Raw genomic sequence first — 23,861 nt, 5'->3', positions numbered from 1 at the left:
GCGGCACGGCCACGCCTACCCACTACTACGGGCGCCGCGCCACTTCGTCCCCGCTCGCCGTTGTGGCGTGGGCGGCTTTCCCCTATCGGTCAGCGCCAATGCCGCGCATCTTGCGGTAGGCGACTAACCGTGGTGACCTCACGGCAATATGCCGAACAATCGGCTCAAGCATGCCGGGAACGTCCCGGGGGAGAGGGGAGGATAAATTGCAGGCTCTTGCTTTGCTTGTCCGCACGATCAGCGGTCTGAACCGCGTTGTCGGCGAAGTCCTGTCATGGCTGGCGCTGGGCTGCGTGCTGGTCTGTTTCGGCGTCGTCGTACAGCGCTACGCCTTCAGCACATCGACGCTGTGGATGCAGGATCTCTATGTCTGGCTGGGTGGCGCCATGTTTACCGGTGTCGCCGGTTTCGCGCTGATGCGCGACGACCACGTGCGTGTCGATATCTTCTACCGGCCTGCCCCGGTGCGGCGGAAGGCGATCGCCGACCTGATCGGCGTCGTGCTGTTCCTGCTCCCGTTCATCTACGTGGTCTACACCTACACCTCCCCCGCGGTGCTGCGCTCGTGGAGCTACTATGAGGGCTCGGGCAATATTGGCGGCATGCCGGGACTGTTCGTGCTCAAGAGCTTCATCCTGGTGTTCTGCCTTCTCGTCGGGCTGCAGGGCCTGGCCATGGCCGCCCGCGCCATCCTGGTGCTGGCCGACCGCGAGGACCTGCTGCCCGATGACCTGCGCTACGGCGCCCGCGACGCCAAGGAAGCCCATTGATGGATCCCGTTCTCATTGGCGAAATCCTCGCCGGCCTGATGTTCCTGGGCGTCATCGGCGTGCTGATGCTCGGTTTTCCCGTCGCCTTCTCCCTCGCCGGCACCGCCCTGCTCTTCGGGCTCGTTGGCTGGTGGCTGGGTGTCTATGACCCCTCGAACTATGGTTCGCTCGCCGGCCGCTATATCGGCCTGATGACCAATGAAGTGCTGGTCGCCGTGCCGCTCTTCGTCTTCATGGGCGTGATGCTGGAGCGATCCGGCATTGCCGAGCAGCTGCTGCTCACCATGGGCAAGCTGTTCGGCAACCTGCGCGGCGGCCTTGGCCTCTCGGTGATCCTGGTGGGCGCCCTGCTGGCCGCCTCGACAGGCGTGGTCGGCGCCACCGTGGTCACCATGGGCCTCATCTCGCTGCCCGCCATGCTGCGCGCCGGCTATGACCCCAAGCTGGCTACGGGCGTCATCTGCGCCTCGGGCACGCTGGGACAGATCATCCCGCCCTCCACCGTCCTGATCTTCATGGGCGACATGCTCTCGGGCATCAACGCCCAGGTGCAGATGGAAAAGGGCAACTTCGCGCCGGAGCCGGTCTCGGTGGGCGCGCTCTTTGCCGGCGCCATCATTCCCGGCCTGCTGCTGGTGGGGCTCTATGCCAGCTGGGTCATCTTCAAGGCCGTCACCGACCCCAAATCCTGCCCGGCAACGCCGGTGCCGGAGGCAGAGAAGGCCGGGTTGCTCAAGGAAGTCGTGGTTGCGCTGATCCCGCCGCTGCTGCTGATCCTGGCCGTGCTCGGCTCGATCCTGGCCGGTATCGCCACCCCGACCGAAGCCGCTTCGGTCGGTTCGGTGGGCGCCATCATCCTGACGGCCCTGCGCTGGAAGCTGAGCTTCGCCATCCTGCGCCAGGCGGTCATCTCGACGGCAACCATCACCTCGATGGTCTTCATCATCCTGTTCGGTGCGGCGGTGTTCTCGATCGTCTTCCGCATGATGGGCGGCGACAACCTGGTGCATGAATTCCTCTCGTCCATGCCGGGTGGGGCGATCGGCGCCACCATCATCGTCATGCTGATCATGTTCCTGCTCGGGTTCATCCTCGACACGTTCGAGATCATCTTTATCGTGATCCCGATCACCGCGCCGGTGCTGCTGGCTTTGGGCGTCGATCCGATCTGGCTGGGCGTGATGGTGGGCGTGAACCTGCAGACCAGCTTCCTCACCCCGCCCTTCGGCTTCGCCCTGTTCTACCTGCGTGGCGTGGCGCCGTCCCGGGTGAGCACCGGCATGATCTACAAGGGCGTGGTACCCTTCGTACTCCTGCAGATGATGGGGCTGGCTGTCCTGTTCCTCTTCCCCGATCTCATCACCTGGCTGCCCAGGCTGATCTATCACTGAGGCACGAGGCCTTCACGAAACCAGGGGCCCGGATGGCATCACCATCCGGGCCCTTCTCTTTGGCGACGACACAGCGACAGACCCTCGACCTTCGGCCAACAAAAAGCCCCACCGCCGAAGCGGTGGGGCCGTCAGGTTTGGCGCTGTGCCCTGGGCTTAGCTCAGCGTGAAGTACTTCTGGCGGGCTGCCAGGAACAGGGAGTCCGTGCCTTCGGTCTTCTGGCGCACGATATTTAGGTTGGCGATGAAGCTCTCGGCCGTCTTCTTGGTGAGGGCGTCGCCGCTCTCGCGGATCTCGGTGAGGAGTTCCGCTGCTGCCTTGGCACCAGCCTCGAGGATTTCCTCGGGGAACTGCTTGATCTGCACGCCGTGCTCGTTGATGAGCGACTGCAGGGCACGCGGGTCGTTGGCGGCAAAGTCGGCAGCGACGTTGTCGTATTCGGCCTGGCAGACATCCTTGACCAGGGCCTGCAGGTCGGCCGGCAGCGCAGCGAACTTGGCCTTGTCGACAACCAGTTCGGTGGCGAGGCCCGGCTCGATGAAGCTGGGGAAGTAGTAGTTCTTGGCAATCTGGTAGAAGCCGAGCGCCAGGTCGTTATAGGGACCGACGAATTCGGCGGCGTCCAGCGTGCCCGACTGCAGGGCGGCGAAGATTTCGCCGGCAGCGAGGTTGGTCACCGAAGCGCCGAGCTTGCCCCACACCTGGCCGCCCAGGCCCGGCGTACGGAAGCGCAGGCCCTGCACATCGGCAAGGCCGGTGATCTCGTTCTTGAACCAGCCGCCCGCCTGGGTGCCGGTATCGCCCGACAGGAAGCCCTGCAGACCGAACTGGTCGTAGATCTCGTCCCAGATTTCCTGGCCGCCCATGTGACGGACCCAGCCGCTCATTTCACGGCTGGTCATGCCGAAGGGCACGCCGGTGAAGAAGCTGAGGGCCTGGCTCTTGTTCTGCCAGTAATAGGCAGCGCCATGGCTCATTTCGGCCGAACCGTCGATCACCGCATCCAGCGCCTGCAGGCCCGGCACCATTTCGCCGGCCGCGAAGACCTGGATGGTGAGGCGCCCGCCGGAAGCGGCGGTGATGCGATCGGCGAGGCGCTGTGCACCAACACCGAGGCCCGGGAAGTTCTTGGGCCAGGTGGTGACCATGCGCCAATTGATATTGCCCTGCGCAATGGCTGGCGTGGCCAGCGTCGCGGCCGCGGCGGCGCCGATCGTGGCAACCGATGCCGATTTGAAGAACTCGCGTCTTTTCATGATTCCTCCCTAGGAGCGGCGTTGATGCCGCGCGTCTTGACTCGCCGCCTGTTTCCCATTCCGGCACGTGGGCGGACTCGTGTCGGCGACAGAGTTGCGCTCCACGCTGCACGTGTCCAGAGCGGGCCGCACCTGCCGCTGCACTCTCGTCGCCGGTCTACCCACTAATACGCAGATCGACATGGCCCAGCCATGCTAGGATAGCGTGCTCGAGAGGAGGAGCCGGGGCGCAATCATGAACCTCAGACAGAAGATCCTGGTCTTGTCGGTACTGCCGCTGGTGCTGGCCATCCTGGCCATCACCGCGCTCGTCACCTCGCAGTCGACCCAGCTGGCGCGGGCCAGCATCGCAACCTTCGAGCGCAACCTGCTGGAAGCCAAGGAAAGCGAGCTGCTCAACCTGACCAACATGGCCGTCTCGGCCATTGCCGACATCTATAAAGCCGCCGACGCCGATGACGAGGCCGCCAAGAGCCGCGTGCAGGCCATTCTCTCGGCGCTTGACTACGGGCCGGACGGCTATTTCTTCGCCTACGACTATGACGGGGTGAATATCGTCCACCCGCGCCAGGCGTTCCGGCAGGGCCAGAACTGGCTGCACCTGACCGATCCCGATGGCAACCGCGTGATCTACGAATTGATCGAGCGCGCCAAGGAAGGCGGCGGGCTGCATCAGTACAAATGGGAAAAGCCCTCGACCGGCCAGGTCGCCGACAAGCTGTCCTTTGCCGTGGGGCTCGACAAGTGGCGCTGGATGCTGGGCACCGGCGTTTACCTGGACGATGTCTTTGCCCAGACCGCCGCGGCCGAGGCCGACCTGCGCAGCCATATCGACACCACCTTCATCATCGTCGCGGCGATCACCGTGCCCATCGTCTTTGCAGTGTTCCTCACCAGTTTCCTCATCACCCTGCGCGAAAGGCGGCTGGCCGACAGCAAGCTCAAGGAACTGGCGCAGCGGGTGGTCGATACCCAGGAGGAGGAGCGGGCCCGCATTGCCCGCGAACTGCATGATGGCATCTCCCAGACCATGGTGGCCGCACGCTACATGCTCGATCTGGCCGCCACCAAGGTCCGCACGGGCGCTGGTGACACCGCTGAGGTGATCGAGCGGGGGCGGCAGGGGCTCAACACTGCCATCAGGGAGGTCCGCCGCATTTCGCATGACCTGCGACCCGGCATGCTGGACGATCTGGGCCTGACCGCGGCGCTGGAGGCCCTGACGGACAGCTTTGCCGAGCGCACCGGGGTGACAGTCGAACTCAAATCCGTCGCCTTCAAGAACATGATCCTGCCCGAGGCCCGCACGGCGCTCTATCGGGTGGCGCAGGAGGCGCTGACCAATATCGAACGCCATGCCAACGCCACCAGGGTGCGCGTCGTCATCACCAGCGCCGGCAATGGCCCGCAGATGCTGATCGAGGACAACGGCCAGGGCTTTGCTCATCTGCCGGCCAAGCGCAGCCGGGGGCTGGGCCTGCGCAACATGCAGGAACGCATGGAGCATTTCGGCGGATCGCTCGAGGTACGCACCAGCGCTAGCGGCACCACGCTCAGGGCAAGGCTGCCCAAATCCACCTATGTCACCAGCAAGCCCGATCCCGTCCCCGCATGACCCACCGCCCCATCAAAGTTCTGATCTGCGACGACCATCCGCTGGTGCTCGAGGGCATCCGCTCGGTGGTGGAAACCTTCGACCATATCCGGGTGGTGGGTGCCGTGCGCTCAGCCCATGCAGCGCTGGCCCTGGCCGAAACAGAAAATCCCGATGTGGTGATGATGGACATCAACATGCCCGAACTGAGCGGGCTGGATGCCATCGAACTGTTCCGCGAACGGCTGCCGCGCACAAGGCTGCTGATGCTGTCCATGCATGACAGCCGCGAGTACATTTCCACTGCGGTCATGTATGGCGCCGCGGGCTACATCCTCAAGGACGTCTCGCCGACCGAGATCATTTCGGCGATCGAGGCCGTGGCCGCCAACGGCACATACTTCTCCTCGGGCGTGGCCGAAGCCATCCTCCAGAAAGGCAGCCGGGCCAGCGCCGCCATGCCGCTGACCACGCGCGAGCAATCGGTGCTGCTGCTCGTCGCCCGCGGGCGCTCCAACAAGGACGTGGCCGCCGAACTCGATATTTCCGTGCGCACGGTCGAGACGCACCGCAAGAACATCAAGAAGAAGCTCGGCATCGGCACGACAGCGGGGCTGACGCGCTATGTCATCGACCATGGCCTGATGGCGGCGGACGACTGATCCTCGAAAATTATCGCAACGCCGGGATTAATCCCCTCGCCCCGGTGTTGATGGATGTGAGGACCGCAGCGACGGTCCCGCAACATGGAGGGAAATATCCCATGAAACTCCGTTCGATCCTGGCCGGCGCTGCCGCGCTTGCGCTGTTCGCCATGCCTGCCTTCGCCACCGACTATCTGGGCGGCGCCGTCAAATCCACCGATATCGGCGGCAAGATGGTGCTGACCGATGCCAATGGCATGACGCTTTACATTTTCGACAAGGACGCGCCCGGCGTCACCAATTGCTACGATCAGTGCGCCACCAACTGGCCACCGCTGATGGCCGATGCCGCGGCCATGGCCGAGGGTGATTTCACTGTCGTCGACCGCACCGACGGCACCAAGATGTGGGCCTACAAGGGCTGGCCGCTGTATTACTGGAAGGACGACATGGCTCCCGGCGATATCACCGGTGACGGCGTCGGCGGTGTCTGGCATCTTGCCATCGAATAACCTCCAGGCCATCCGTGGACACTTTCCTCGATCAGCTCGAAGCCTGCGTGCCGGCCCTGAGGCGTTATGCCCGGGCGCTGACACGCAGTGCCGACCTGGCCGATGACCTGGTCCAGGATTGCCTTGAGCGCGCCATTTCCAGGCGCGGCCTGTTCCGTCCATCAGGACCGGTTCGCGCCTGGCTGTTCACCATTCTGCTCAATCTGCATCGCAATGCCCTGCGGGCATCGCATCGGCGGGGCGAGACCGTGGATTTCGACACCATCCCCGAGCCATCGACCCCGGCCCCGCAGCCGGGCCATATTGCGCTGGCCGAGATGGCACGCGCCATCGAATCGCTACCACTGGAGCAAAAGGAAGCCTTGCTGCTCGTTACCCTTGAGGGGCTTGCCTATGGCGAGGCCGCCGAGATCCTGAAGATTCCGCTGGGCACGCTGATGAGCCGGCTGGGCCGGGCCCGTTCCGCCCTGCGGACCCTGACCGGAACGCCGGCCGAGCCGCACCTGAGGACCGTCAAATGAGCGAGATCAGCCGCGACCAGCTCATGGCCTATGCCGACGGACAGTTGCCGGAAACCGAACGCGCCGCCGTCGACGCCTACCTTGCTGCCAATCCGGAGGCTGCCGCCGAAGTCGCCCTGCTGCAGCGCCAGGCCCACGCCATCAGGACGCTGTTCGGCCCGGCCGGCGCGGAGGCGGTACCTGTCCGGCTCAAGCCATCCCGCATTGCCGCCGAAATCGGCCGCCGCCGCACCCGCTCCTGGGGCTGGGCCGCTGCCGCCATCGTCCTCGTCGGCCTCGGCCTTGGTGCCGGCTGGTTCGCCCGCCCCCTGTTCGAGGCGCGTCCCGCCAGCGCCACGCTGATCGCCGACGCCGTCAATGCCCACGCCGTCTATGTCGCCGAAAACCGCCACGCGGTGGAGGTGGGCCGGGACGACAGCGAGCATCTGAGTTCCTGGCTATCCAACCGGCTCGATACGACGCTGGGCATGCCGGACCTGACGGCAGAGGGCTTCACCCTGGTCGGCGGGCGCCTGCTGCCGGGCGAGCCGGATGCCGGCGGCCGCGCAGGGCAACTGATGTATGAAAACGCCGCCCAGCAGCGCGTGACCATCTATGTGACGGCTGCCCTGCCGGACAGGGCGCCGGCCTACCAGTTCGCCAGCCATGACGGCGCCGAGGCCTTCTACTGGGCCAATGCCCGCATCACCTGCACTGTGGTCGGCACCCTCCCTGGCGAACAGATGAAGGCGGTGGCCGGCGCGGTCTACCGCCAGCTGACCGAGGGTGACGTCGGCTCAGGACCGCCTTATCGGGGGTAGCGAAAGCTCGTCCCAACCACCGCGTCATCCCGGCGAAGGCCGGGATCCATGTCCGCATCGTCCCAGGCATGTAGTCGGTGGATGCTTCGCCGCATGGATATTCCGGCCTTCGCCGGAATGACCCGGCGGCAATCATGCGCCTCTTGCCACCGGCGCATTCCTTGGCGGGATGTCGTTCGAATAGATGTTGTGCAGGCCGACATTGAGGATGTCGCGCTCGCCGCACAGCGCCATGGTGGTGTCGAGCTCCTTGTGGATGATGTCGAGGACGCGAGTCACGCCGGCCTCGCCACCCGCCCCCAGGCCATAGAGCATCGGCCGGCCGATAAAGGTGCCCTTGGCGCCAAAGGCCAGGGCCTTGAGCACATCCTGCCCCGAGCGGATACCGCTATCGAGATAGACCTCGGTCTTGTGGCCGACGCGGTCGACGACTTCGGGCAACACGCGGATCGTCGATGGCGCGCCGTCGAGCTGCCTCCCGCCATGGTTGGAGACCACGATCGCATCGGCGCCATTGTCGATAGCCGCCTGCGCGTCATCAGGATCGAGCACGCCCTTGACGATCACCGGCCCGCCGAACCGCTCCTTGACCCATTTGACATCGGCCCAGTCCAGCGCCGGGTCGAACTGGCTCGATGTCCAGGCCGACAGCGATGCCAGGTCATGGTCGCCGCTCACATGCCCCACGATATTGCGGAACGTGTGGCGCTTCGTGCCGAGCATGCGGGCGCACCAGATCGGGTGCTGCATCATCTGCCAGACCGAATAGGCATTGAGCTTGGGTGGCGTGGCGAGGCCATTCTTGATGTCCTTGTGCCGCTGCCCCAGGATCTGCAGATCCATCGTCAGCACCAGAGCCGAGCATTTTGCCGCCTTGGCGCGGTCGATCAGCCGCTCGATGAAGCCGCGGTCGCGCATCACGTAGAGCTGGAACCAGAACGGCGCTGTGGTGTTTTCGGCCACATCCTCGATCGAGCAGACGCTCATGGTCGAGAGCGTAAACGGAATGCCGTATTTCTCGGCGGCCCTGGCCGCCTTGATCTCGCCGTCGGCAATCTGCATGCCGCCCGTCGCGGCCGGCGCGATGGCCACGGGCATGGTGATCTCGTTGCCCAGCATCCGGGTCTTGAGGTTGCGGTTCTCCAGATTGACCGCGACTTTCTGCTTGAGGCTGATCTTGCCGAAATCGCTCTCGTTGTCGCGATAGGTGCCTTCGGTATAGCTGCCGCTATCGGCATATTCGAAGAACATCTTGGGCACGCTGCGGCGCGCCTTGGCCTTCATCTCGTCGACGGTGAGGATTTTATCGAGTGCGGCCATGTCGGGCTCCGGTGTTGCCCTGCCCTAGCAACTAACATGTTAGTCGTCAATGCGACCTTGGGCATGGGTCTTGCCACTCATGCTGGCATCCCGTCATATGCACGCCAGACCGGGAGGACGGCATGGCAATCGGTGGCGACGCGCTCGAATTTATCGACAAGAAATTCTACGACCTGGTGATCGGGATCGCGGCGCTCGAAGTGCTCTATGAGGGCTGCCGCTGGGCCGAGGGACCGGTCTGGTTCGCCGACGGCAATTTCCTGGTCTGGAGCGACATCCCCAACAACCGCATGCTCAAATGGGTGCCGGACCTGGGCGTCACCACGTTCCGTACGCCCTCCAATTACGTCAACGGCAACACCCGCGATCGCCAGGGCCGCCTGATTTCCTGCTCGCATGGCGCGCGCGCCGTCTTGCGCACCGAGCCCGATGGGACGGTGACCACGCTGGTCGACCGGCACCAGGGCAAGCGGCTCAATTCGCCCAATGATGTCGTGGTCAAGTCCGATGGCACCATCTGGTTCACCGACCCGCCCTACGGCATCCTCAGCGACTATGAAGGCTACAAGTCCGCCCAGGAGCAGGATGGCTGCTTCGTCTATCGCTTCGATCCCCAGGATGGCTCGCTGACCGTCGTGGCCGACGACTTTGCCAAGCCCAATGGCCTCGCCTTCTCGCCCGACGAGTCGATCCTCTATGTCTCCGATACCGGCCAGAGCCACGACCCCGACTGGCCGGCCCATATCCGGCAATTCGACGTCAATGGCAGCCGGCTGGCCAATCCAAGGGTCTTCGCCGACGTGGATTCCGGCCTGCCCGATGGCTTCCGGCTCGATACCGAGGGCAATGTCTGGACCAGCGCCGGGCTGGGCGTGAATGTCTACAATCCATCCGGCGCCCTGCTCGGCCGCATCAAGACCGGGGCCAAGACCTCAAACCTGGTCTTTGGCGGTCCGCGCCGGAACCGGCTCTTCATCACCTGCAGCCAGTTTGTCATGGCCACCTATGTGAGCGCCACCGGATTGCAGACGCCTTGAATCCTGCCGACTTCATCGGGCAGAACCTCCGACTCGAGCCTGTGCCGTCACTGCCCGATATCGTGCTCTACACCGCCCATCCCGGCAGCCGCCTGTCGCGGCTTGCCGATCCCGATGACGACGATCCGCCCGCGCCCTACTGGGCCTATCAATGGGCGGGCGGTCTGGCCCTGGCGCATCACTTCGTGGCGCATCCCGAGACGGTCAGGGGTAGGCGCATACTTGATCTCGGGGCGGGGTCCGGGCTGGTCGGCATTGTTGCGGCCAAAGCAGGCGCCGTTGCCAGCGCGGCCGAGATCGATCCCAACGGCCAGGCCGCCATCGCGCTCAACGCGCCTGCCAATGGCGTGGATCTGACCATCGTCGATATCGACATCGGCGGCCCCGCGCCTGGAGGCTTCGACCTGATCGCCGCCGGCGACGTGTTCTACAATCCCGAAGTGGGCCAGCGCATGCTGCCCTTTCTCGAACGCTGCGTAGCGGCGGGCATGGACGTCTTGGTTGGCGATCCGGACCGGCGTGACTTGCCGGTCGACCGGCTGGAACGCATCGCGTCCTACTCGGTGGGAGATGCGGGGGATGCACGGGCCAGCACCGAGCGGGTGGGCTCGGTTTATCGGCTCAGGTCCCGAGGCCGCTATACCGTGCCGCGAATCTGAAAATCTGGTGGCGCATCGTCCGTGTCGGAAACCACCACCGCGGTGACCCGTGCCATATCAGGGCCATCCCAACAGGCTTTCAGCATGGCGCCCACAGCGTCATCCTCGCCGAAGAAAACCGCCTCGACGGACCCGTCACGCCGATTGCGCACCCAGCCGGTCACGCCGCGCAACACCGCCTCTGCCTCGACCCAATAGCGAAAGCCGACGCCCTGGACGCGGCCCGTTATGACCACATGGGCGCCGCGCATCGCATCACCCCTTCTTCGCCGTCTTCGGCTTGGGCGCCGGCAGGTCATCCGCCGTGGTCTTGACCAGTCCCGCCAGCCAATCGGCATCGTCCCAGCGGTCGCCCTCGATCAGGAAATACGGCTTGGCCCCCGGAAAGGGCGAGCCGTCAGTGACCTCGCCCAGATAGGCCCGCCCGACCTCTGTCGGCTTGATGAAAAGCTGGTCGTCGCAGATCAGCGCCACGATCTTGCCGTCGCAATAAAGGCCATACTCGCCGAACATCTTCTTCGCCGTCATCGTCCCGGCGCCGGCTGACTGCTCGACGATATAGTCGACCGTCTTCTGCTGGCTGCTCACATCGTCGCCCCGACCTGCCAGGGCACGAATTCATTGTCGCCATAACCGAGGTCTTCGGACTTGGTGTGCTGCCCCGAAGCGATCTTGAGCAGCAGGTCGAAAATCTCCTGGCCCTTGTCCTCGATCGAGACGCCCTCGACGATATCACCGCAATTGATGTCCATGTCCTCGGTCATGCGGGCATACATGTCCGAATTGGTGGCCAGCTTCATCGAGGGCACCGGCTTGCAGCCATAGGCCGAGCCGCGCCCGGTGGTGAAGGCAAGCAGGTTTGCCCCGCCCGCCACCTGCCCGGTTGCCGAGACCGGGTCGAAGCCCGGCGTATCCATGAACACAAAGCCCTTCTCGGTCACCGGCTCGGCATATTCGTAGACGGCGGTCAGCGGCGTCGTGCCGCCCTTGGCCGCCGCGCCTAGCGACTTTTCGAGAATGGTGGTGAGGCCACCCAGCTTGTTGCCCGGCGAGGGATTGTTGTTCATCTCGCCATGGTTGCGGCGGGTATAATCCTCCCACCAATGGATACGGCTGATGAGCTTCTCGCCCACTTCGCGCGACACGGCACGGCGGGTCAGCAGGTGCTCGGCGCCATAAATCTCCGGTGTTTCGCTGAGAATGGCCGTGCCGCCATTGCGCACCAGGATATCGGCGGCATAGCCCAGAGCCGGATTGGCGGTGATGCCCGAATAGCCGTCCGAGCCGCCGCATTGCAGCGCCAACGTCAAGTGCGACGCGTCGAACGTCTCGCGCCGTGCGGCAGCGGCGATGGGCAGCATTTCCTTGACCTTCTCGACACCCCAATCGATCATTTTCCGCGTGCCACCGCGCTCCTGGATGGTCATGGTCTGGAAGGTCTCGCTTTCCGCGATGCCATACATTTCCTTCATGCGGCCGATCTGGAACACCTCGCAGCCCAGCCCCACCAGCAGGGCCGCACCCAGATTGGGATTGGAGGTGTAGCCCCATTGCGTGCGCTTGAGGATGTCGAAGCCCTCGCCCCGGCTCTCCATGCCGCAGCCGGTGCCATGCACGAACGGGACCACGCCGTCGATTTCTGGATATTGCTCCAGAATGCCCGAGCGGTTGATCGCCTCGGCAACGAATTTGGCCACCGTGGCCGAGCAGTTCACCGAGGTGAGGATGCCGATATAGTTGCGCGTCCCCACCTTGCCATTGGCGCGGCGATAGCCCTCGAACGTGGCGCGCTGCGCCACCGGGATCATCTGCGGGGCAATGGCACCCTCGCTGAAGGCATAGTCATGGGTGAGGCTGCCATCGGCGCCCCCCATGCCGCAATTGTGCTCATGCACCCAGTCGCCAGGCACGATGGCCTCGCTGGCAAAGCCGATGATCTGGCCGAACTTGACCACGGCCTCGCCTGCGGCAATCGCCCTGCGGGCGAATTTGTGCCCCTTGGGGACGCGGCGAACGATGCGCACGCCCTGCGGCGTGTCGCTGCCCACATCGAGATTGGCAAGCGCCACCGCAACATTGTCGGCGGGGTTGAGCACCAGCGTGCGGGGCTGCGGGCGGGTCATCGTTTCAGACATGGATCGGGGGACTTTCGGGGGTCGGGTCTCAACTGCGCTTTACGCCGACCCCGTTTGCCGCCAGATTGCGCCCGCAATCGGCAGCGACGGGCGTTGTAAAGCACCACGGCACTAACTAACATGTTAGCATGAACAACCATACAAGTCGCTACTCATTTCTGACACGACCCGCTGGGCTGGCGCGGGGAAACGTCACGGCTGAAGTGACCAACGCCATCCGCCACGCCATCGTCACCCTGGCTCTGCCGCCGGGCAGTGCCATCGACAAATCGCTGATCTGCGCCGAACTCGGCGTCTCCCGCTTTCCGGTGAGTGAAGCGCTGGCGCGCCTGCAGATCGAGGGCCTGGTCGATATCGCCCCGCAGCGTGGTTCGACCGTGTCGCTGGTCAGGATTGCCGACGTGCGCGAATACATGCTGATCCGCAAGGCGCTGGAATCGGAGGCCCTGCGCGTCCTTATCGGCGCCCACGATGCCGATCTGATCGCGGCCCTGCACGCCAATATGGCCGCCCAGCGCGAAGCCGCCGAGCGCGACGACGCCGAGGCCTTCCACCAGATCGACATCGACTTCCACGACATCATCTTCCGCTCGATGCGCTTCACCAAGATCAAGGGCATCATCGATAGTGCACGCGCCAATCTCGACCGCGCCCGGCGACTGATCATCACGCCGCGACGCCTGGCGCTGACCATTGCCGAGCACCAGGCGATTTTCGACGGCATCCTGGCGCAGGACCAGGGCCAGGCGATCAGGGCCATCCGGGCCCATATCGATGCGGTGATGGTCGAACTCTTCGCCTTTGCTCGCGAACATCCTGCTCTCTTCGCCGACGGCGCTACGCTCGGTTTGGACAGCGATTCTTTCCCCTTCGGATAACAACGGCCCGGGAGGCCATTCCATGCTCAAGAACATTCCGCCCATTCTCGGCCCCGACCTGCTCGGCATCCTGCGTGCCATGGGCCATGGCGACGAAATCGCCATTGTCGACGCAAACTATCCGGCCGATTCAGCCGGCCCCGCCCTCATCCGCCTCGATGGGGTGAGCGCCACCGACGCGCTCGACGCCGTGCTGACGCTGATGCCGCTCGATACCTTTGTCGATGACGCGGCCTTTTGCATGCAGGTCGTCGGCAATGCCAGCAAGCGCGAGCCCGTGATGGACCAGTTCGAAACCATCGTGAAGCAGCACGAGCCGGAAATGCACCTGGCCTCGCTGGAGCGCTTCGCCTTCTACGACAGGGTCAAGCAGGCCTATGCCATCGTCCAGACCGGCGAGCGCCGGCTCTATGGCAATGTCCTGCTCAAGAAGGGCATTATTCGGCCCGACGCTTGAAATGGCGTCGACCGAACCGATTGCACCAAGGTCGCCCTCGACAGACTAACATGTTAGCCGCTATGGCCAAGGCTAACGGCAACAGGGATACTCCACCATGAAACTGCTTCGTATCGGCGCCAAGGGCGCGGAAAAGCCTGCAATCCTGGCCGAAGACGGCACTATCCGCGATCTCTCCGGCGTGGTCGGCGATATCGCCGGCCAGACCCTGACGCCCGAAGGCCTGGCAAAGATCCGCGCCACCGATATCGGCGTCCTGCCCAAGCTCGACGCAAACCAGCGCATCGGTGCCTGCGTCGGCAGCGTCGGCAAGTTCATCTGCATCGGCCTCAACTATGCCGACCACGCCGCCGAGACCGGCGCGCCGATCCCGGCCGAACCGATCATCTTCATGAAGGCCACGAGCGCCATCATCGGCCCCAATGACGACGTGATCATCCCCAAGAACGCCATCAAGCCTGATTGGGAAGTCGAACTGGGCGTCGTCATCGGCAAGGAGGCCCGCTATGTCGAGGAGGCCGACGCCATGGACCATGTCGCCGGCTATTGCGTCATCAACGATGTCTCCGAGCGCCACTTCCAGACCGAGCGCGGCGGCACCTGGGACAAGGGCAAGGGCAGCGATACCTTCGGCCCCATCGGCCCCTGGCTGGTGACGCGGGACGAGGTCGCCGACCCGCAGAACCTCAAGATGTGGCTCGAAGTCGATGGCAAGCGCTACCAGAACGGCTCGACCACCACGATGATCTTCGGCGTCGCCCATGTGGTGAGCTATGTCAGCCAGTTCATGAGCCTGCAGCCCGGCGACATCATCTCCACCGGCACCCCGCCCGGCGTCGGAATGGGCATCAAGCCCGAGCCGGTCTGGCTGAAGCCCGGCAACGTCATGCGCCTGGGCATCGAAGGCCTGGGCGAGCAGCAGCAGAATGTGAAGGCGTATTCGGCCTAGACGTTCTTCACCTCTCCCCTGGGGGAGAGGTCGACCCGTCTTCGGGTCGGGTGAGGGGGCCTTCCTCCACACCACAGCCGGGCAAAGGCCCCCTCACCCGGCGCTGCGCGCCGACCTCTCCCCCAAAGGGAGAGGTCAAGAGGGCCGTTTCGCCACCAGGTCGATCTCCACCAGCGCCCCCACCGCCAGCGCCGTCACGCCGATCGTGGTGCGCGCCGGCAATTTACCGGCCTCAAAGAAACTCGGCCACAGCCGGTTGAGATCGGCATAGTCCCGCTCGAACTGCGTGAGGTAGATGCGGGCCATGGTGACATGCTCGAGCCCCAGCCCTATGCCGGCGAGCACCACCTTGAGATTGTCCATGACCCTTATGGTCTGCGCCTCGATGCCATCGGGCAGCGGCGCGTCCGGCGCTTTGGGGTCCGTCGGCATCTGCCCCGTCAGGAAGACCCAGCCATCGGCTTCGACGGCATGAGAGAAGGGGGCGACGGGCCGCGGACCGTCGGCGATCAGGTGATGAACAAGTGTCATGGCTATGCTCTAGGGTGATAGTGCTTGAGCCTCAGCGCCTCAGCGGCCATAAGTCAACGGTCGGTGAGCATTGCGCACCGCTCTCCGTGTAGCGAGACCGCCCGATGTTCGATATATTTCATACCGTCTCAGCCTATCTCGAGAGCTTTCTCGACGCGATTTCTGGCAATTTCTGGCTGACCTTCTGGTTCATCTTCGCGGTGGCGATCGGCGAGGCCGTCTTCATCCTGGGGCTGTTCGTGCCCTCGACGCCCGTGCTGCTGATGGCCGGCGGCATCATCGCCGAGGGCCGCCTGCCCTTCTGGGAAGTGTATTTTGCCGCGGTCATCGGCGCCATCATCGGCGACGCCATCTCCTACACGATCGGCCATTTCCTCAAGGATTCGATCAAGGAAGTGTGGCCCTTCCGGAACCACAGGCCGCTGATCGCCCGCGGCGAGGTGTTCTTCGCCAAGCATGGCGGCAAGGCCGTGTTCATCGGGCGCTTCATTCCGGGCGTCAAGGCCGTGATCCCCGGCGTTGCCGGCATCATGGGCATGAAATACGGGCACTTCACCATCATCAACGTCACCTCCGCCTTCGCCTGGGCCGCCGCCCATATCCTGCCGGGCATGCTGCTGACCGCCTGGCTCAAATCCATCGGCCTGTCGCTGGAACTGGTGATCGTGGTTGGCACGCTGATCCTGGCCGCCCTCTTCATCCTGGTGCATTACCACCGCCGCATCCTGCTGTTCTTCGCCCCCTGGCTGGGCGGTTTCGGCCGCTCCATCAAGGCACGCTGGAGCGCCGAGGACGCCGCGCACTGATCACGAAGTGCTGTCTTGCCGGGCGCCTGCAAGAAGCTCACTCTTGCGCCCATCATGCGCCGCTGGCTTGACCGTTCCCGCATCGTCCTGGCCCTTCTGGGTCCGCTCTCCGCTATTGCCCTGATCCTGCCCGCAACAGCCCAGACCGAGCGGGAGAAGGCCGCGCTCGATGCGCTGTTCGACCAGCTTCGCGTCGCGCCCGATCCCGCCACTGCCCAGGCCATCACCGACCAGATCTGGATCTACTGGACCACACCCGCCGACCCGGTGCTTGCGGCCCGTATGCAGGACGTGCTGGCCCTGCGCATGAATGCCGATTTCCCGGCCGTCATCGCCCTGCTCGACGAGATCGTTGCCGAATATCCCGACTATGCCGAAGCCTGGAACCAGCGCGCCACGATCTACTTCCTGCTGCGCGATTTCGAGCACTCGATGGCCGACATCGAACGGGTGCTGGAATTGGAGCCGCGCCATTTCGGCGCCCTGGCCGGCCGCGCCGTCATGTACAAGGAACAGGGCAAGGACGACCTCGCACTCAAGGACATCCTGGCGGGCCTCGCCATTCATCCCTTCCTCGCCGAACGCGCGATGTTCCCCGAATTGCTGGAAGACGCGATCAAGATCTAGCCTTGCGGCCTACGGGCCGGCGTCCCACATTGGGCGCAAAGCAAGGAAGATTCCATGACTGAAACCGAACCCTCCATCCTTCGCGAGGATGGCCCTGTCAGCGGCCGCTATTTCATTCGCCTGGCCCCGGGCTTTGAGGCGGAGATGACCTTCCGCAAGGCCAACAATGGCACCATCACCATCGACCATACCGGCGTTCCGCCCGAATATGAGGGCCGTGGCATCGCCGCCAGGCTGGTCAACCGCGCCGTCGCCGACGCGCGCGAACAGGGCTTCAAGATCACCCCGGTCTGCTCCTATGTGGTGGCCCAGTTCCGGCGCCACCCCGAATGGGCCGACCTGCGCGCCTGATCAATAGCCCCAGCGCACCTGGTCCTGCGTCTCGGCCTTGATGGCGTCGAGCTTTTCCCAGGGGATGGTGATCGTCGGGGCCCCATAGGCATAGGCCGAAACCTCATAGGGCTGGAACTGTATCCCCAGGCCATAGTCGTTGGAGAGGTCCCAGCGGGCGGGATCGATGACGATCTCGGCGATGTCGGACGGCGACTCCACCTGGAGCCATTCGGCATGCTCGGTCTGCAACTGCGCCCAGGCCGCGTCGCGCAGCGTCGCCTGCCAGTCCTTGCCGGCAAACATGTCGTCCGCCTGCAGGCCTCGCTGCTCGGCCGTGAGATAGTGCAGGTAGCTGATGCTCCAGTTGCCATGCGCCGCGCCATGCCCATACCAGTAGGTATTGACCGAGAGGGTGATCCGGCTGGTGCCGCCCAGCTCCTTGACCGCGATATTGAGGCTGCTGTCGGCGGTCGCGTCGAGGTCTGCGACATCGCTCGCCCCGGCCAGCGACAGCGTCTCGGTGTCCCGGGCGGCCTCGTCCATGACATAGCGGTTGAACGCCTCGGCCCATGGGTCCTCCGCCTCCAGCTGCGGCATCACGGCGTCGTGGCTCGCCACCTTCCAGTATGAATCGGGATTGCCCACTTCATTGGGGTCGGGCAGCGCGGCATAGAGCGACTTGATGAAGAACCGATGCCCGCCGATCATCCGGCTCTGTTCCAGCGCCCCGCTGCGGCTGTTGAATTTCTCCACCAGGCACGAGCCGCCCATTTCCGGATAGCTGCCCCGGCTCAGCGGTTCCGCATCGTCGGTGCAGGCACGCTGCGCATAATCGAGCCAGGCGCGCTGGTCGCCCCGCATCAGCACCACCGACTCCTTGCTCAGGCCGCCCGTGGCCGTGGCAAAGGACTTGGCCAGGCGGTCATCGGCCGTCGACAGCTCCGGAATGTCGCAGATGGCACGCTCGAAGGGCGTGCTGGCCTCGGCACAGTCGAAGCTGGCTGCGGTGGCGGGCAGTATGGCGAGCGCCAGGAGGCTGGCGGCAAGCAGGAAGCGGGACGGGAACATGGGCTGAACCTCGGCTGGAACCGGGCTGACGCTGGCAGGCGCCTGCCGCCGCGTCAACCGTCCGAACGGTGGGCATTCGCCTGTCAGGCGGTGCGGCTTTCCCCGGCGGGGGCGACCTCCGGGCCGAAGACAACCACGCGGTTGCGCCCCTCGCCCTTGGCCATGTAGAGCGCCGCATCGGCCATTTCGGTGACAGTCTCGATCGTGTCGCCCGGCTCGGTCAGGCAGGCGCCGACGCTGATGGTCACCATGGCCTGGCCGCCCCCCGGCAATTCCACCGGCCGGTCGCTGATGGCAGCCATGATGCCCGCGGCAGCGGCGCGCAGCAGATTGGGTGCGCTGTGCTGCAGCAGCACGATGAATTCGTCGCCGCCCCAGCGCGCACAGATATTGCCCTGACCCAGGCAATCGACAATACGGCGGGCGACCTCGATGATCACGGCATCGCCGGCCGCATGGCCGAAATTGTCGTTGACCGACTTGAAGTGGTCGATATCCACCAGCAGCAGCCCGTGCCGCTGCCCCGCCATTGCATCGGCATAGGCGGCGACAAAGCCGCGGCGATTGGCGATGCCGGTCTGGGCATCGCGGAAGGCCAGGGTTTCCAGCGCTTCGGTGCGCTCGCGCACCCGCGCTTCGAGCAGGCGCGTGTGGTCGGCCACCGACACCGCCATTTCGGTAAAGGCTGCCGAGAGCCGGCCCACCTCGTCCTGCCGCGCGTCTCCCATCGACAGCGCCGGGCCATAATCGCCCTGCCGCGCGCTGCGCACCACGCCCTCGAGCCGCTTCAGGCGATCGAGCACCTGCCGCTTGAACACCAGCATCAGGATGGCCGCCGTCAGGCCCATCATCGCCGCCAGCAACAGGCCGATGGGCAGGAAGAGCCGCCTGTCGATGATGGCATCGACATCCATCAGCGTGACATTGAACCAGCCGAGCCGATCCAGATACCCGACGCCGACCAGCATCTGCCTGCCGCTGACCGTCATGAAACGCGATTTCGCCACCGCGTCGCCGGCCGCGACCTCGTCCATCAACGCCTGCAGCGCTGCCCGGTCCCCAGCATTGTCGAGCATGGAATAGACGGTGCGCTTGGCGCTCATCTCTGCGGTGAGGCTGCGCAGGTCGACCATATCCTGGTCGCGATGCGCCTGCACCGCGCCTTGCCGGTCGACGAACATCGAGGTGACGCCGACCTGGGGGACGTTGACCACCTCCTGGATGAAGCTGGTGAGATCGATCCCCGTCCCCAATATGCCCAGCACCCGCCGCCCCTCGCGGATGACGCAGTTCATCCAGACCTTGGTGACGCGCAGGTTGGCATCGTTGTCGACGTTGAGGTGGCAGCCCTCGCCCAGTTGCACGGTGGCGTAATACCAGGCATCGCGCGGGTTGTCGGGGTTGACCGTGTAGCGGAACTGGCTGCCGGCATAGGCATTGGCCGCGTCGTTGAAATAGTAGTTGCCCGATGCGTCGATAACGAAGAAATAGCTCTTGTCGGCGAAGGACTGGCGGAAATGCTCGAGCTCGGCAATGCCGCGGCGCTTGAGATTCTCGTCGCTTTCGTCATTGGCCCAGTCCCGGATCGACTGCGATCCGGCCAGCGCCTCGGCCAGCGACACTTCGCGCATCAGCGCTTCGAGACCGCGATGGCGATCGTAGAGAACCTGCTTTTCGGCGAACAGTGTCCCCAGCTGGACGACGGTGGAGGCAACGATCCAGTTGAATGCGGCATAGGCCGGCACGGCCACCGCGGCGAAGCCGAGCAGCACCAGGATCAGCACGCGAATCCGCAGGCTGCTGGCGATAGTGTCCCGAAGCCCGCTGATTTGGCGCCTCGCATATACAATGGGCGGCCCTTGGGAGACCGCCCCGACACTGTTAGGCTGCACCCGTCAAGACTTCGTTAAGGCATTGCCGGGCGGCGCGGTCGTGAACCTGTGGCGGCCCTGCACGTTTGCCTGAGACGCCTGCTCTGCCTGGAAAGGAGACCGCAATGACCAAGCTCGAAACCAAGGTCCGCGCGCTGTTTGACGCCTATGCCAAGCGCAGCGACGACGCCCTGCAGGATCCCCCTCGTGAAGATGTGGACGGCGTTGCCGCGGCCTTTGCCCCCTACTTCGTCGGCTCCAGCCCCCGCGGCGTGATGGGCGGCGCCAATGACGAGCAGTTCCGCGCCATGATCCCCAAGGGCTTCGCCCGCTACCGCGCTGTCGGTGGCAAGCACATGACCATCAAGGGGCTCAAGGTGACCGAGCTGGACCATTGCCATGCCATCGCCGACGTTGACTGGGACTTTGCCTATACCAACAAGGCCGGCCAGAGCGGTCATGTTACCTTCACCAACTTCTACTTCGTCACCACGGCCGACGGCGCCGCCAAGGTTTTTGGCTATGTCACGCCCGACGAAGAACAGGCCATGCGGGATCACGGCCTCATCTAGCGCGCGGCCGCCAGAAATTCCCGCGCCGCCACCAGCTCTTCCTGGCGCAGCTCGTGCCCGCCCGAATGCCACACCAGCGATGTCGCGGCGCCATGGCCGGTGAAATAGTCGCTCAGCCGCTGCGTCATCGCCTCCGGCGCGATCGGATCGCGCCGGCCGCCGGTTATCAGCACGCGCTTGCCGCCGAAATCGGCCTCTGGCGGGGCGAACGGGATCAGCGGATGCATCAGTACGCTGGCATCGAACAGGCTGGGCGCCGCGAATTGCACCGCCGCCAGGATATTGGCGCCATTGGAATAGCCCAGCCCCACGACCTGCCGCGCCGCGCCCTCGGTCCGGCGCGCCTCGACAAAGGCGATCATCTGCGTGACGCGCAGGCGCAGATCGTCCATGTCATAGACCCCCTCCCCGGTGCGCCGGAAATAGCGCAGTGCCCCGCCCTCGCTGACATCGCCGCGCGGGGCGATCACGCGCGCCCCGGGCAGCAACTGGCCCGCCAGCTCAAAGAACTGGTTCTCGTCGCCACCGGTGCCATGAAAGACCAAGAATAGCGGCGCCTGTGCATCGGCGCCCTGGGCTTCGCGATAATGATAGTCGGCCATGGTGGTCTCCATAATTTGTCCCGACCACATATCGGCCAGCGCCGTGACCGGCGCAATCGGCCTGTCGGCCACGCACTGTTGCCGTTTGCGAAACAGTGACCCGCACTGCCGATTGCTGGCACGCCGCTTTCATGCACAATGCAGTCATGTTCCTTTCCATCTTCGACGTCTTCAAGATCGGCATCGGCCCATCCAGTTCCCACACGATGGGGCCGATGACCGCCGCCCGACGCTTCCTCGATGAACTCAAGACTGGCAACTGGCCCCGCGCCACCAATGCGCGCCCCGCCGCGCTGACGGCGAGCCTGCATGGCTCGCTGGCCTTTACCGGCATTGGCCATGGCAGCGGCCGCGCCGTGATCCTGGGTCTGTGCGGCGAAGACCCCAAGACGGTCGATCCCGATGCCATGGACGCCATCGTCGCCAAGGCCGAGACCACCGGTACCGTGCATCCCCCGGGTCACCCGGCCTATCGCTTCCGCCCCGCAGTGGACCTTGTATTCGACAAGCGCAATGCGCTGCCCGGCCACCCCAACGGCCTGCAGTTTTCCGCCTATGACACCGACGGGCAACTCCTGCTGCGCCGGGCCTATTACTCCATCGGCGGCGGCTTTGTGGTCAGCGCCGAGGAGCTTGATGCGGTCAAGCATGCCTCTCCCGGTCAGGCCGACGTGCCTTATCCTTTCGCCCATGCCAAAGACATGCTCGCCATGGCCGCCACATCGGGCCTCTCCATATCAGGCATGAAGCGCGCCAACGAGGAAGTGACCCGCAGCCGCGCGGCGCTTGATCGCGGCATAGACGAGATCTGGGGCGTTATGAGTGCCTGCATCGACCGCGGCATCAGCCAGGAGGGCATCATGCCCGGCGGGCTCAACGTCAAGCGCCGCGCCCGCAGCATCTTCACCCAGCTCGACGCCCAGTGGCAGCGCAACGAGCTGACCCCGCTGATGGCCAATGACTGGCTGAGCCTTTATGCCATGGCCGTCAACGAGGAGAACGCCGCTGGCGGCCGCGTCGTCACCGCCCCCACCAACGGCGCCGCCGGGGTCATCCCCGCGGTGATGAAATATTTCCTCAAGTTCAACGCCGCGGCCGGTCCGCAATCGATACGCGACTACCTGCTGACAGCAGCCGCCATTGGCGGCATCATCAAGCACAATGCCTCCATTTCGGGCGCCGAAGTTGGCTGCCAGGGCGAAGTCGGCTCCGCCTCGGCCATGGCAGCCGCCGGCCTCTGCGCCATCATGGGCGGCACCCCGGCCCAGGTGGAAAACGCCGCCGAAATCGCCCTGGAACACCATCTAGGCATGACCTGCGACCCGGTGGGCGGGCTGGTGCAGATCCCCTGCATCGAGCGCAATGCCTTCGGTGCCGTCAAGGCCGTCACCGCCGCCTCCCTCGCCCTCAAGGGCGACGGCACCCACGCCGTGCCGCTCGATGCCTGCATCGAAACCATGCGCCAGACCGGGCTCGACATGAGCGAAAAGTACAAGGAAACCAGCCTGGCGGGCCTGGCGGTCAACGTCGTCGCCTGCTGACCTCCGAGTCGGCGCCTGTCGATCTCTAGATCAGTGCCTGCTGACCTCTGGGTCAGGCGAACCGCCGCCGCGATCGCTCGATATGCTGACGCATCGCCGCTTCGGCGCCGTCGCCATCGCGCGCCCGGATCGCCGCCACCAGCGCCTCGTGTTCCCCATTGGCCGCGGCCGGCGCCTTGGCCTCGGCCAGCAGGCGGAACAGGTGCACATGGCTATGCAGCCGCCCTAGCGCCTCGGCGACGAGCGCATTGCCGGCGCTGACCGCGATCTGGTCGTGGAATGCCATGTCGAGCTGGGCAAACTGGGCATAGGCGGCCAGGCCCTCCCGCTTGGCCAGATCAGCCATCTCCTGGCACAGCGCCTCAAGCTGTTCGATCACCGCATCGGGCATCAGCGCGGCGCATTTGCGCGCCGCGAACGGCTCGAGCTGCAGCCGCATTTCATAGAGATCGGCGAGTTCCGCCGCACCCAGGCGCGGCGTCGCGCTATAGCCCACCAGCGGCGTCTTGCGCACCAGACCCTCGCTTTCGAGCCGCCCCATCGCTTCGCGGATCGGCGTCTGCGACACGCCCAGCTGGCGCGCCACCGCATCGACAGAAATCCGCTCTCCGGGCACCACTTCAAGCGCCATGATACGCTCGAAGATCGCAGCATAGACCGCGTCGCCCAGCCGGGCCGGCCGTTTCAGCAAACCCGCAACTGCACTCGGAACCGCCATCCTGCCCTCCGCCCCACGATCATGCCTGCCCATAAGGAAAAGGCCCAGGAACTCATCGAGTTCGCTGGGCCTTTTTTGGTTGCGGGAGCAGGATTTGAACCTGCGGTGCATGGGTATGAACCATGTGTGTTAGACCAGACTTCACCATCCCGCGTTATCGTTCAGACTCAATGATATAACGAATAATGCTCTGTGAAAAACCGTCGATATGAGTCCATTTCCCATAGCCGATACCGTTTTTATAAGCCGCCACGTTAATCATATAGCC

Annotated in this window: 27 protein-coding genes and 1 tRNA gene; 17 read left to right on the top strand and 11 right to left on the bottom strand. The window is 64.7% G+C overall.

Annotation, left to right across the window (positions count from 1 at the left end; translation table 11 throughout):
* The first annotated feature begins 206 nt into the window (after positions 1–206).
* Together IH615_RS16255 and IH615_RS16250 are read left to right on the top strand one after the other, a co-directional pair.
* Positions 207–770, top strand: a complete 564-nt coding sequence (locus tag IH615_RS16255; RefSeq protein WP_291363405.1) for a TRAP transporter small permease subunit — start codon at positions 207–209, stop codon at positions 768–770.
* Positions 770–2,161, top strand: coding sequence for a TRAP transporter large permease subunit (locus IH615_RS16250; RefSeq protein ID WP_291363403.1), 1,392 nt, complete (start codon positions 770–772; stop codon positions 2,159–2,161). The genes IH615_RS16255 and IH615_RS16250 overlap by 1 nt, the downstream gene beginning before the upstream one ends.
* 156 nt (positions 2,162–2,317) lie before the next feature.
* Here IH615_RS16250 and IH615_RS16245 read toward each other — a convergent pair whose 3' ends face one another.
* Complete coding sequence (locus IH615_RS16245; protein ID WP_291363402.1) at positions 2,318–3,418, bottom strand: TRAP transporter substrate-binding protein; 1,101 nt, start codon at positions 3,416–3,418, stop codon at positions 2,318–2,320.
* A 235-nt stretch (positions 3,419–3,653) separates the two neighbouring features.
* Between IH615_RS16245 and IH615_RS16240 the strand changes: the two genes are divergently transcribed.
* The 5 genes from IH615_RS16240 (at position 3,654) to IH615_RS16220 (ending at position 7,489) form a co-directional block, all read left to right on the top strand.
* Positions 3,654–5,033, top strand: a complete 1,380-nt coding sequence (locus IH615_RS16240; protein ID WP_291363401.1) for a cache domain-containing protein — start codon at positions 3,654–3,656, stop codon at positions 5,031–5,033.
* Complete coding sequence (locus IH615_RS16235) at positions 5,030–5,674, top strand: response regulator transcription factor (protein WP_291363400.1); 645 nt, start codon at positions 5,030–5,032, stop codon at positions 5,672–5,674. Before IH615_RS16240 ends, IH615_RS16235 begins: the two co-directional genes overlap by 4 nt.
* 101 nt (positions 5,675–5,775) lie before the next feature.
* A complete protein-coding gene (locus IH615_RS16230; protein WP_291363398.1) occupies positions 5,776–6,168 on the top strand; it encodes a hypothetical protein in 393 nt (130 codons plus the stop codon).
* Positions 6,169–6,182: 14 nt separating this feature from the next.
* Positions 6,183–6,689, top strand: a complete 507-nt coding sequence (locus IH615_RS16225) for a sigma-70 family RNA polymerase sigma factor (RefSeq protein ID WP_291363396.1) — start codon at positions 6,183–6,185, stop codon at positions 6,687–6,689.
* A complete protein-coding gene (locus IH615_RS16220) occupies positions 6,686–7,489 on the top strand; it encodes an anti-sigma factor (RefSeq protein ID WP_291363394.1) in 804 nt (267 codons plus the stop codon). Before IH615_RS16225 ends, IH615_RS16220 begins: the two co-directional genes overlap by 4 nt.
* Positions 7,490–7,621: 132 nt before the next feature.
* Here IH615_RS16220 and IH615_RS16215 read toward each other — a convergent pair whose 3' ends face one another.
* Positions 7,622–8,809 (bottom strand): alpha-hydroxy acid oxidase, encoded by a 1,188-nt coding sequence (locus tag IH615_RS16215; protein ID WP_291363392.1) that lies wholly within the window; start codon positions 8,807–8,809, stop codon positions 7,622–7,624.
* Between the two features lie 122 nt (positions 8,810–8,931).
* On the opposite strand from IH615_RS16215, the gene IH615_RS16210 reads away from it, so the two are divergent.
* A complete protein-coding gene (locus IH615_RS16210; RefSeq protein WP_291363390.1) occupies positions 8,932–9,846 on the top strand; it encodes an SMP-30/gluconolactonase/LRE family protein in 915 nt (304 codons plus the stop codon).
* Positions 9,843–10,505, top strand: a complete 663-nt coding sequence (locus tag IH615_RS16205) for a 50S ribosomal protein L11 methyltransferase (RefSeq protein ID WP_291363388.1) — start codon at positions 9,843–9,845, stop codon at positions 10,503–10,505. Before IH615_RS16210 ends, IH615_RS16205 begins: the two co-directional genes overlap by 4 nt.
* Here the strand turns inward: IH615_RS16205 and IH615_RS16200 are convergent.
* From IH615_RS16200 to IH615_RS16190, 3 genes are read right to left on the bottom strand one after another with little or no spacing between them, the layout of a single operon-like run.
* On the bottom strand, positions 10,484–10,756 hold the full coding sequence (locus tag IH615_RS16200; RefSeq protein WP_291363386.1) for an acylphosphatase: 273 nt from the start codon (positions 10,754–10,756) through the stop codon (positions 10,484–10,486). The two genes, IH615_RS16205 and IH615_RS16200, sit on opposite strands and share 22 nt — an antisense overlap.
* A 4-nt stretch (positions 10,757–10,760) precedes the next feature.
* Positions 10,761–11,093, bottom strand: a complete 333-nt coding sequence (locus IH615_RS16195; protein WP_291363384.1) for a TfoX/Sxy family protein — start codon at positions 11,091–11,093, stop codon at positions 10,761–10,763.
* Entirely contained in the window at positions 11,090–12,640 is a 1,551-nt protein-coding gene (locus IH615_RS16190; protein WP_291363382.1) for an altronate dehydratase family protein, read from the bottom strand. Before IH615_RS16190 ends, IH615_RS16195 begins: the two co-directional genes overlap by 4 nt.
* 128 nt (positions 12,641–12,768) lie before the next feature.
* Between IH615_RS16190 and IH615_RS16185 the strand changes: the two genes are divergently transcribed.
* From IH615_RS16185 to IH615_RS16175, 3 genes are all read left to right on the top strand, one after another.
* Positions 12,769–13,518: a GntR family transcriptional regulator gene (locus IH615_RS16185; RefSeq protein ID WP_291363381.1), complete on the top strand. Its 750-nt coding sequence runs from the start codon at positions 12,769–12,771 to the stop codon at positions 13,516–13,518.
* A gap of 22 nt (positions 13,519–13,540) precedes the next feature.
* Positions 13,541–13,975: an RbsD/FucU domain-containing protein gene (locus IH615_RS16180; RefSeq protein WP_291363379.1), complete on the top strand. Its 435-nt coding sequence runs from the start codon at positions 13,541–13,543 to the stop codon at positions 13,973–13,975.
* Between the two features lie 97 nt (positions 13,976–14,072).
* Positions 14,073–14,924 (top strand): fumarylacetoacetate hydrolase family protein, encoded by an 852-nt coding sequence (locus IH615_RS16175; protein WP_291363377.1) that lies wholly within the window; start codon positions 14,073–14,075, stop codon positions 14,922–14,924.
* A 135-nt stretch (positions 14,925–15,059) separates the two neighbouring features.
* Here the strand turns inward: IH615_RS16175 and IH615_RS16170 are convergent, their stop codons facing one another.
* Positions 15,060–15,455 carry a RidA family protein gene (locus tag IH615_RS16170; RefSeq protein ID WP_291363376.1) on the bottom strand — a complete coding sequence of 132 codons (396 nt, stop codon included), beginning with the start codon at positions 15,453–15,455 and terminating at the stop codon, positions 15,060–15,062.
* Positions 15,456–15,559: 104 nt separating this feature from the next.
* Between IH615_RS16170 and IH615_RS16165 the strand changes: the two genes are divergently transcribed.
* The 3 genes from IH615_RS16165 to IH615_RS16155 are packed head-to-tail and all read left to right on the top strand — an operon-like array spanning position 15,560 to position 17,239.
* Positions 15,560–16,261 (top strand): DedA family protein, encoded by a 702-nt coding sequence (locus IH615_RS16165; RefSeq protein ID WP_291363375.1) that lies wholly within the window; start codon positions 15,560–15,562, stop codon positions 16,259–16,261.
* Between the two features lie 54 nt (positions 16,262–16,315).
* A complete protein-coding gene (locus IH615_RS16160; RefSeq protein WP_291363373.1) occupies positions 16,316–16,888 on the top strand; it encodes a tetratricopeptide repeat protein in 573 nt (190 codons plus the stop codon).
* Between the two features lie 54 nt (positions 16,889–16,942).
* Positions 16,943–17,239: a GNAT family N-acetyltransferase gene (locus tag IH615_RS16155; RefSeq protein ID WP_291363371.1), complete on the top strand. Its 297-nt coding sequence runs from the start codon at positions 16,943–16,945 to the stop codon at positions 17,237–17,239.
* Here IH615_RS16155 and IH615_RS16150 read toward each other — a convergent pair whose 3' ends face one another.
* Together IH615_RS16150 and IH615_RS16145 are read right to left on the bottom strand one after the other, a co-directional pair.
* Positions 17,240–18,289, bottom strand: a complete 1,050-nt coding sequence (locus tag IH615_RS16150; protein WP_291363369.1) for a DUF3298 domain-containing protein — start codon at positions 18,287–18,289, stop codon at positions 17,240–17,242.
* Between the two features lie 83 nt (positions 18,290–18,372).
* Positions 18,373–20,073, bottom strand: a complete 1,701-nt coding sequence (locus IH615_RS16145) for a diguanylate cyclase (protein WP_291363368.1) — start codon at positions 20,071–20,073, stop codon at positions 18,373–18,375.
* A gap of 212 nt (positions 20,074–20,285) precedes the next feature.
* Here IH615_RS16145 and IH615_RS16140 point away from each other — a divergent pair, with 212 nt between their 5' ends.
* Positions 20,286–20,732: a nuclear transport factor 2 family protein gene (locus IH615_RS16140; protein WP_291363366.1), complete on the top strand. Its 447-nt coding sequence runs from the start codon at positions 20,286–20,288 to the stop codon at positions 20,730–20,732.
* Here IH615_RS16140 and IH615_RS16135 read toward each other — a convergent pair.
* A complete protein-coding gene (locus tag IH615_RS16135) occupies positions 20,729–21,334 on the bottom strand; it encodes an alpha/beta hydrolase (RefSeq protein WP_291363364.1) in 606 nt (201 codons plus the stop codon). The two genes, IH615_RS16140 and IH615_RS16135, sit on opposite strands and share 4 nt — an antisense overlap.
* A 146-nt stretch (positions 21,335–21,480) precedes the next feature.
* Between IH615_RS16135 and IH615_RS16130 the strand changes: the two genes are divergently transcribed.
* Complete coding sequence (locus IH615_RS16130) at positions 21,481–22,875, top strand: L-serine ammonia-lyase (RefSeq protein ID WP_291363362.1); 1,395 nt, start codon at positions 21,481–21,483, stop codon at positions 22,873–22,875.
* 52 nt (positions 22,876–22,927) lie between these two features.
* On the opposite strand, the gene IH615_RS16125 is transcribed toward IH615_RS16130, so the two are convergent.
* Together IH615_RS16125 and IH615_RS16120 are read right to left on the bottom strand one after the other, a co-directional pair.
* Positions 22,928–23,593 (bottom strand): GntR family transcriptional regulator, encoded by a 666-nt coding sequence (locus IH615_RS16125; protein ID WP_291363360.1) that lies wholly within the window; start codon positions 23,591–23,593, stop codon positions 22,928–22,930.
* A 76-nt stretch (positions 23,594–23,669) separates the two neighbouring features.
* Positions 23,670–23,747, bottom strand: a tRNA-Met gene (locus tag IH615_RS16120).
* Positions 23,748–23,861 lie beyond the last annotated feature (114 nt).

The organism is Devosia sp. (genome assembly GCF_014860165.1).
In the GTDB taxonomy this organism is placed as follows: Bacteria; Pseudomonadota; Alphaproteobacteria; order Rhizobiales; family Devosiaceae; genus Devosia.
Note: the sequence above shows the minus strand (reverse complement) of the source record. Positions and strands in the feature narration are given on the sequence as shown.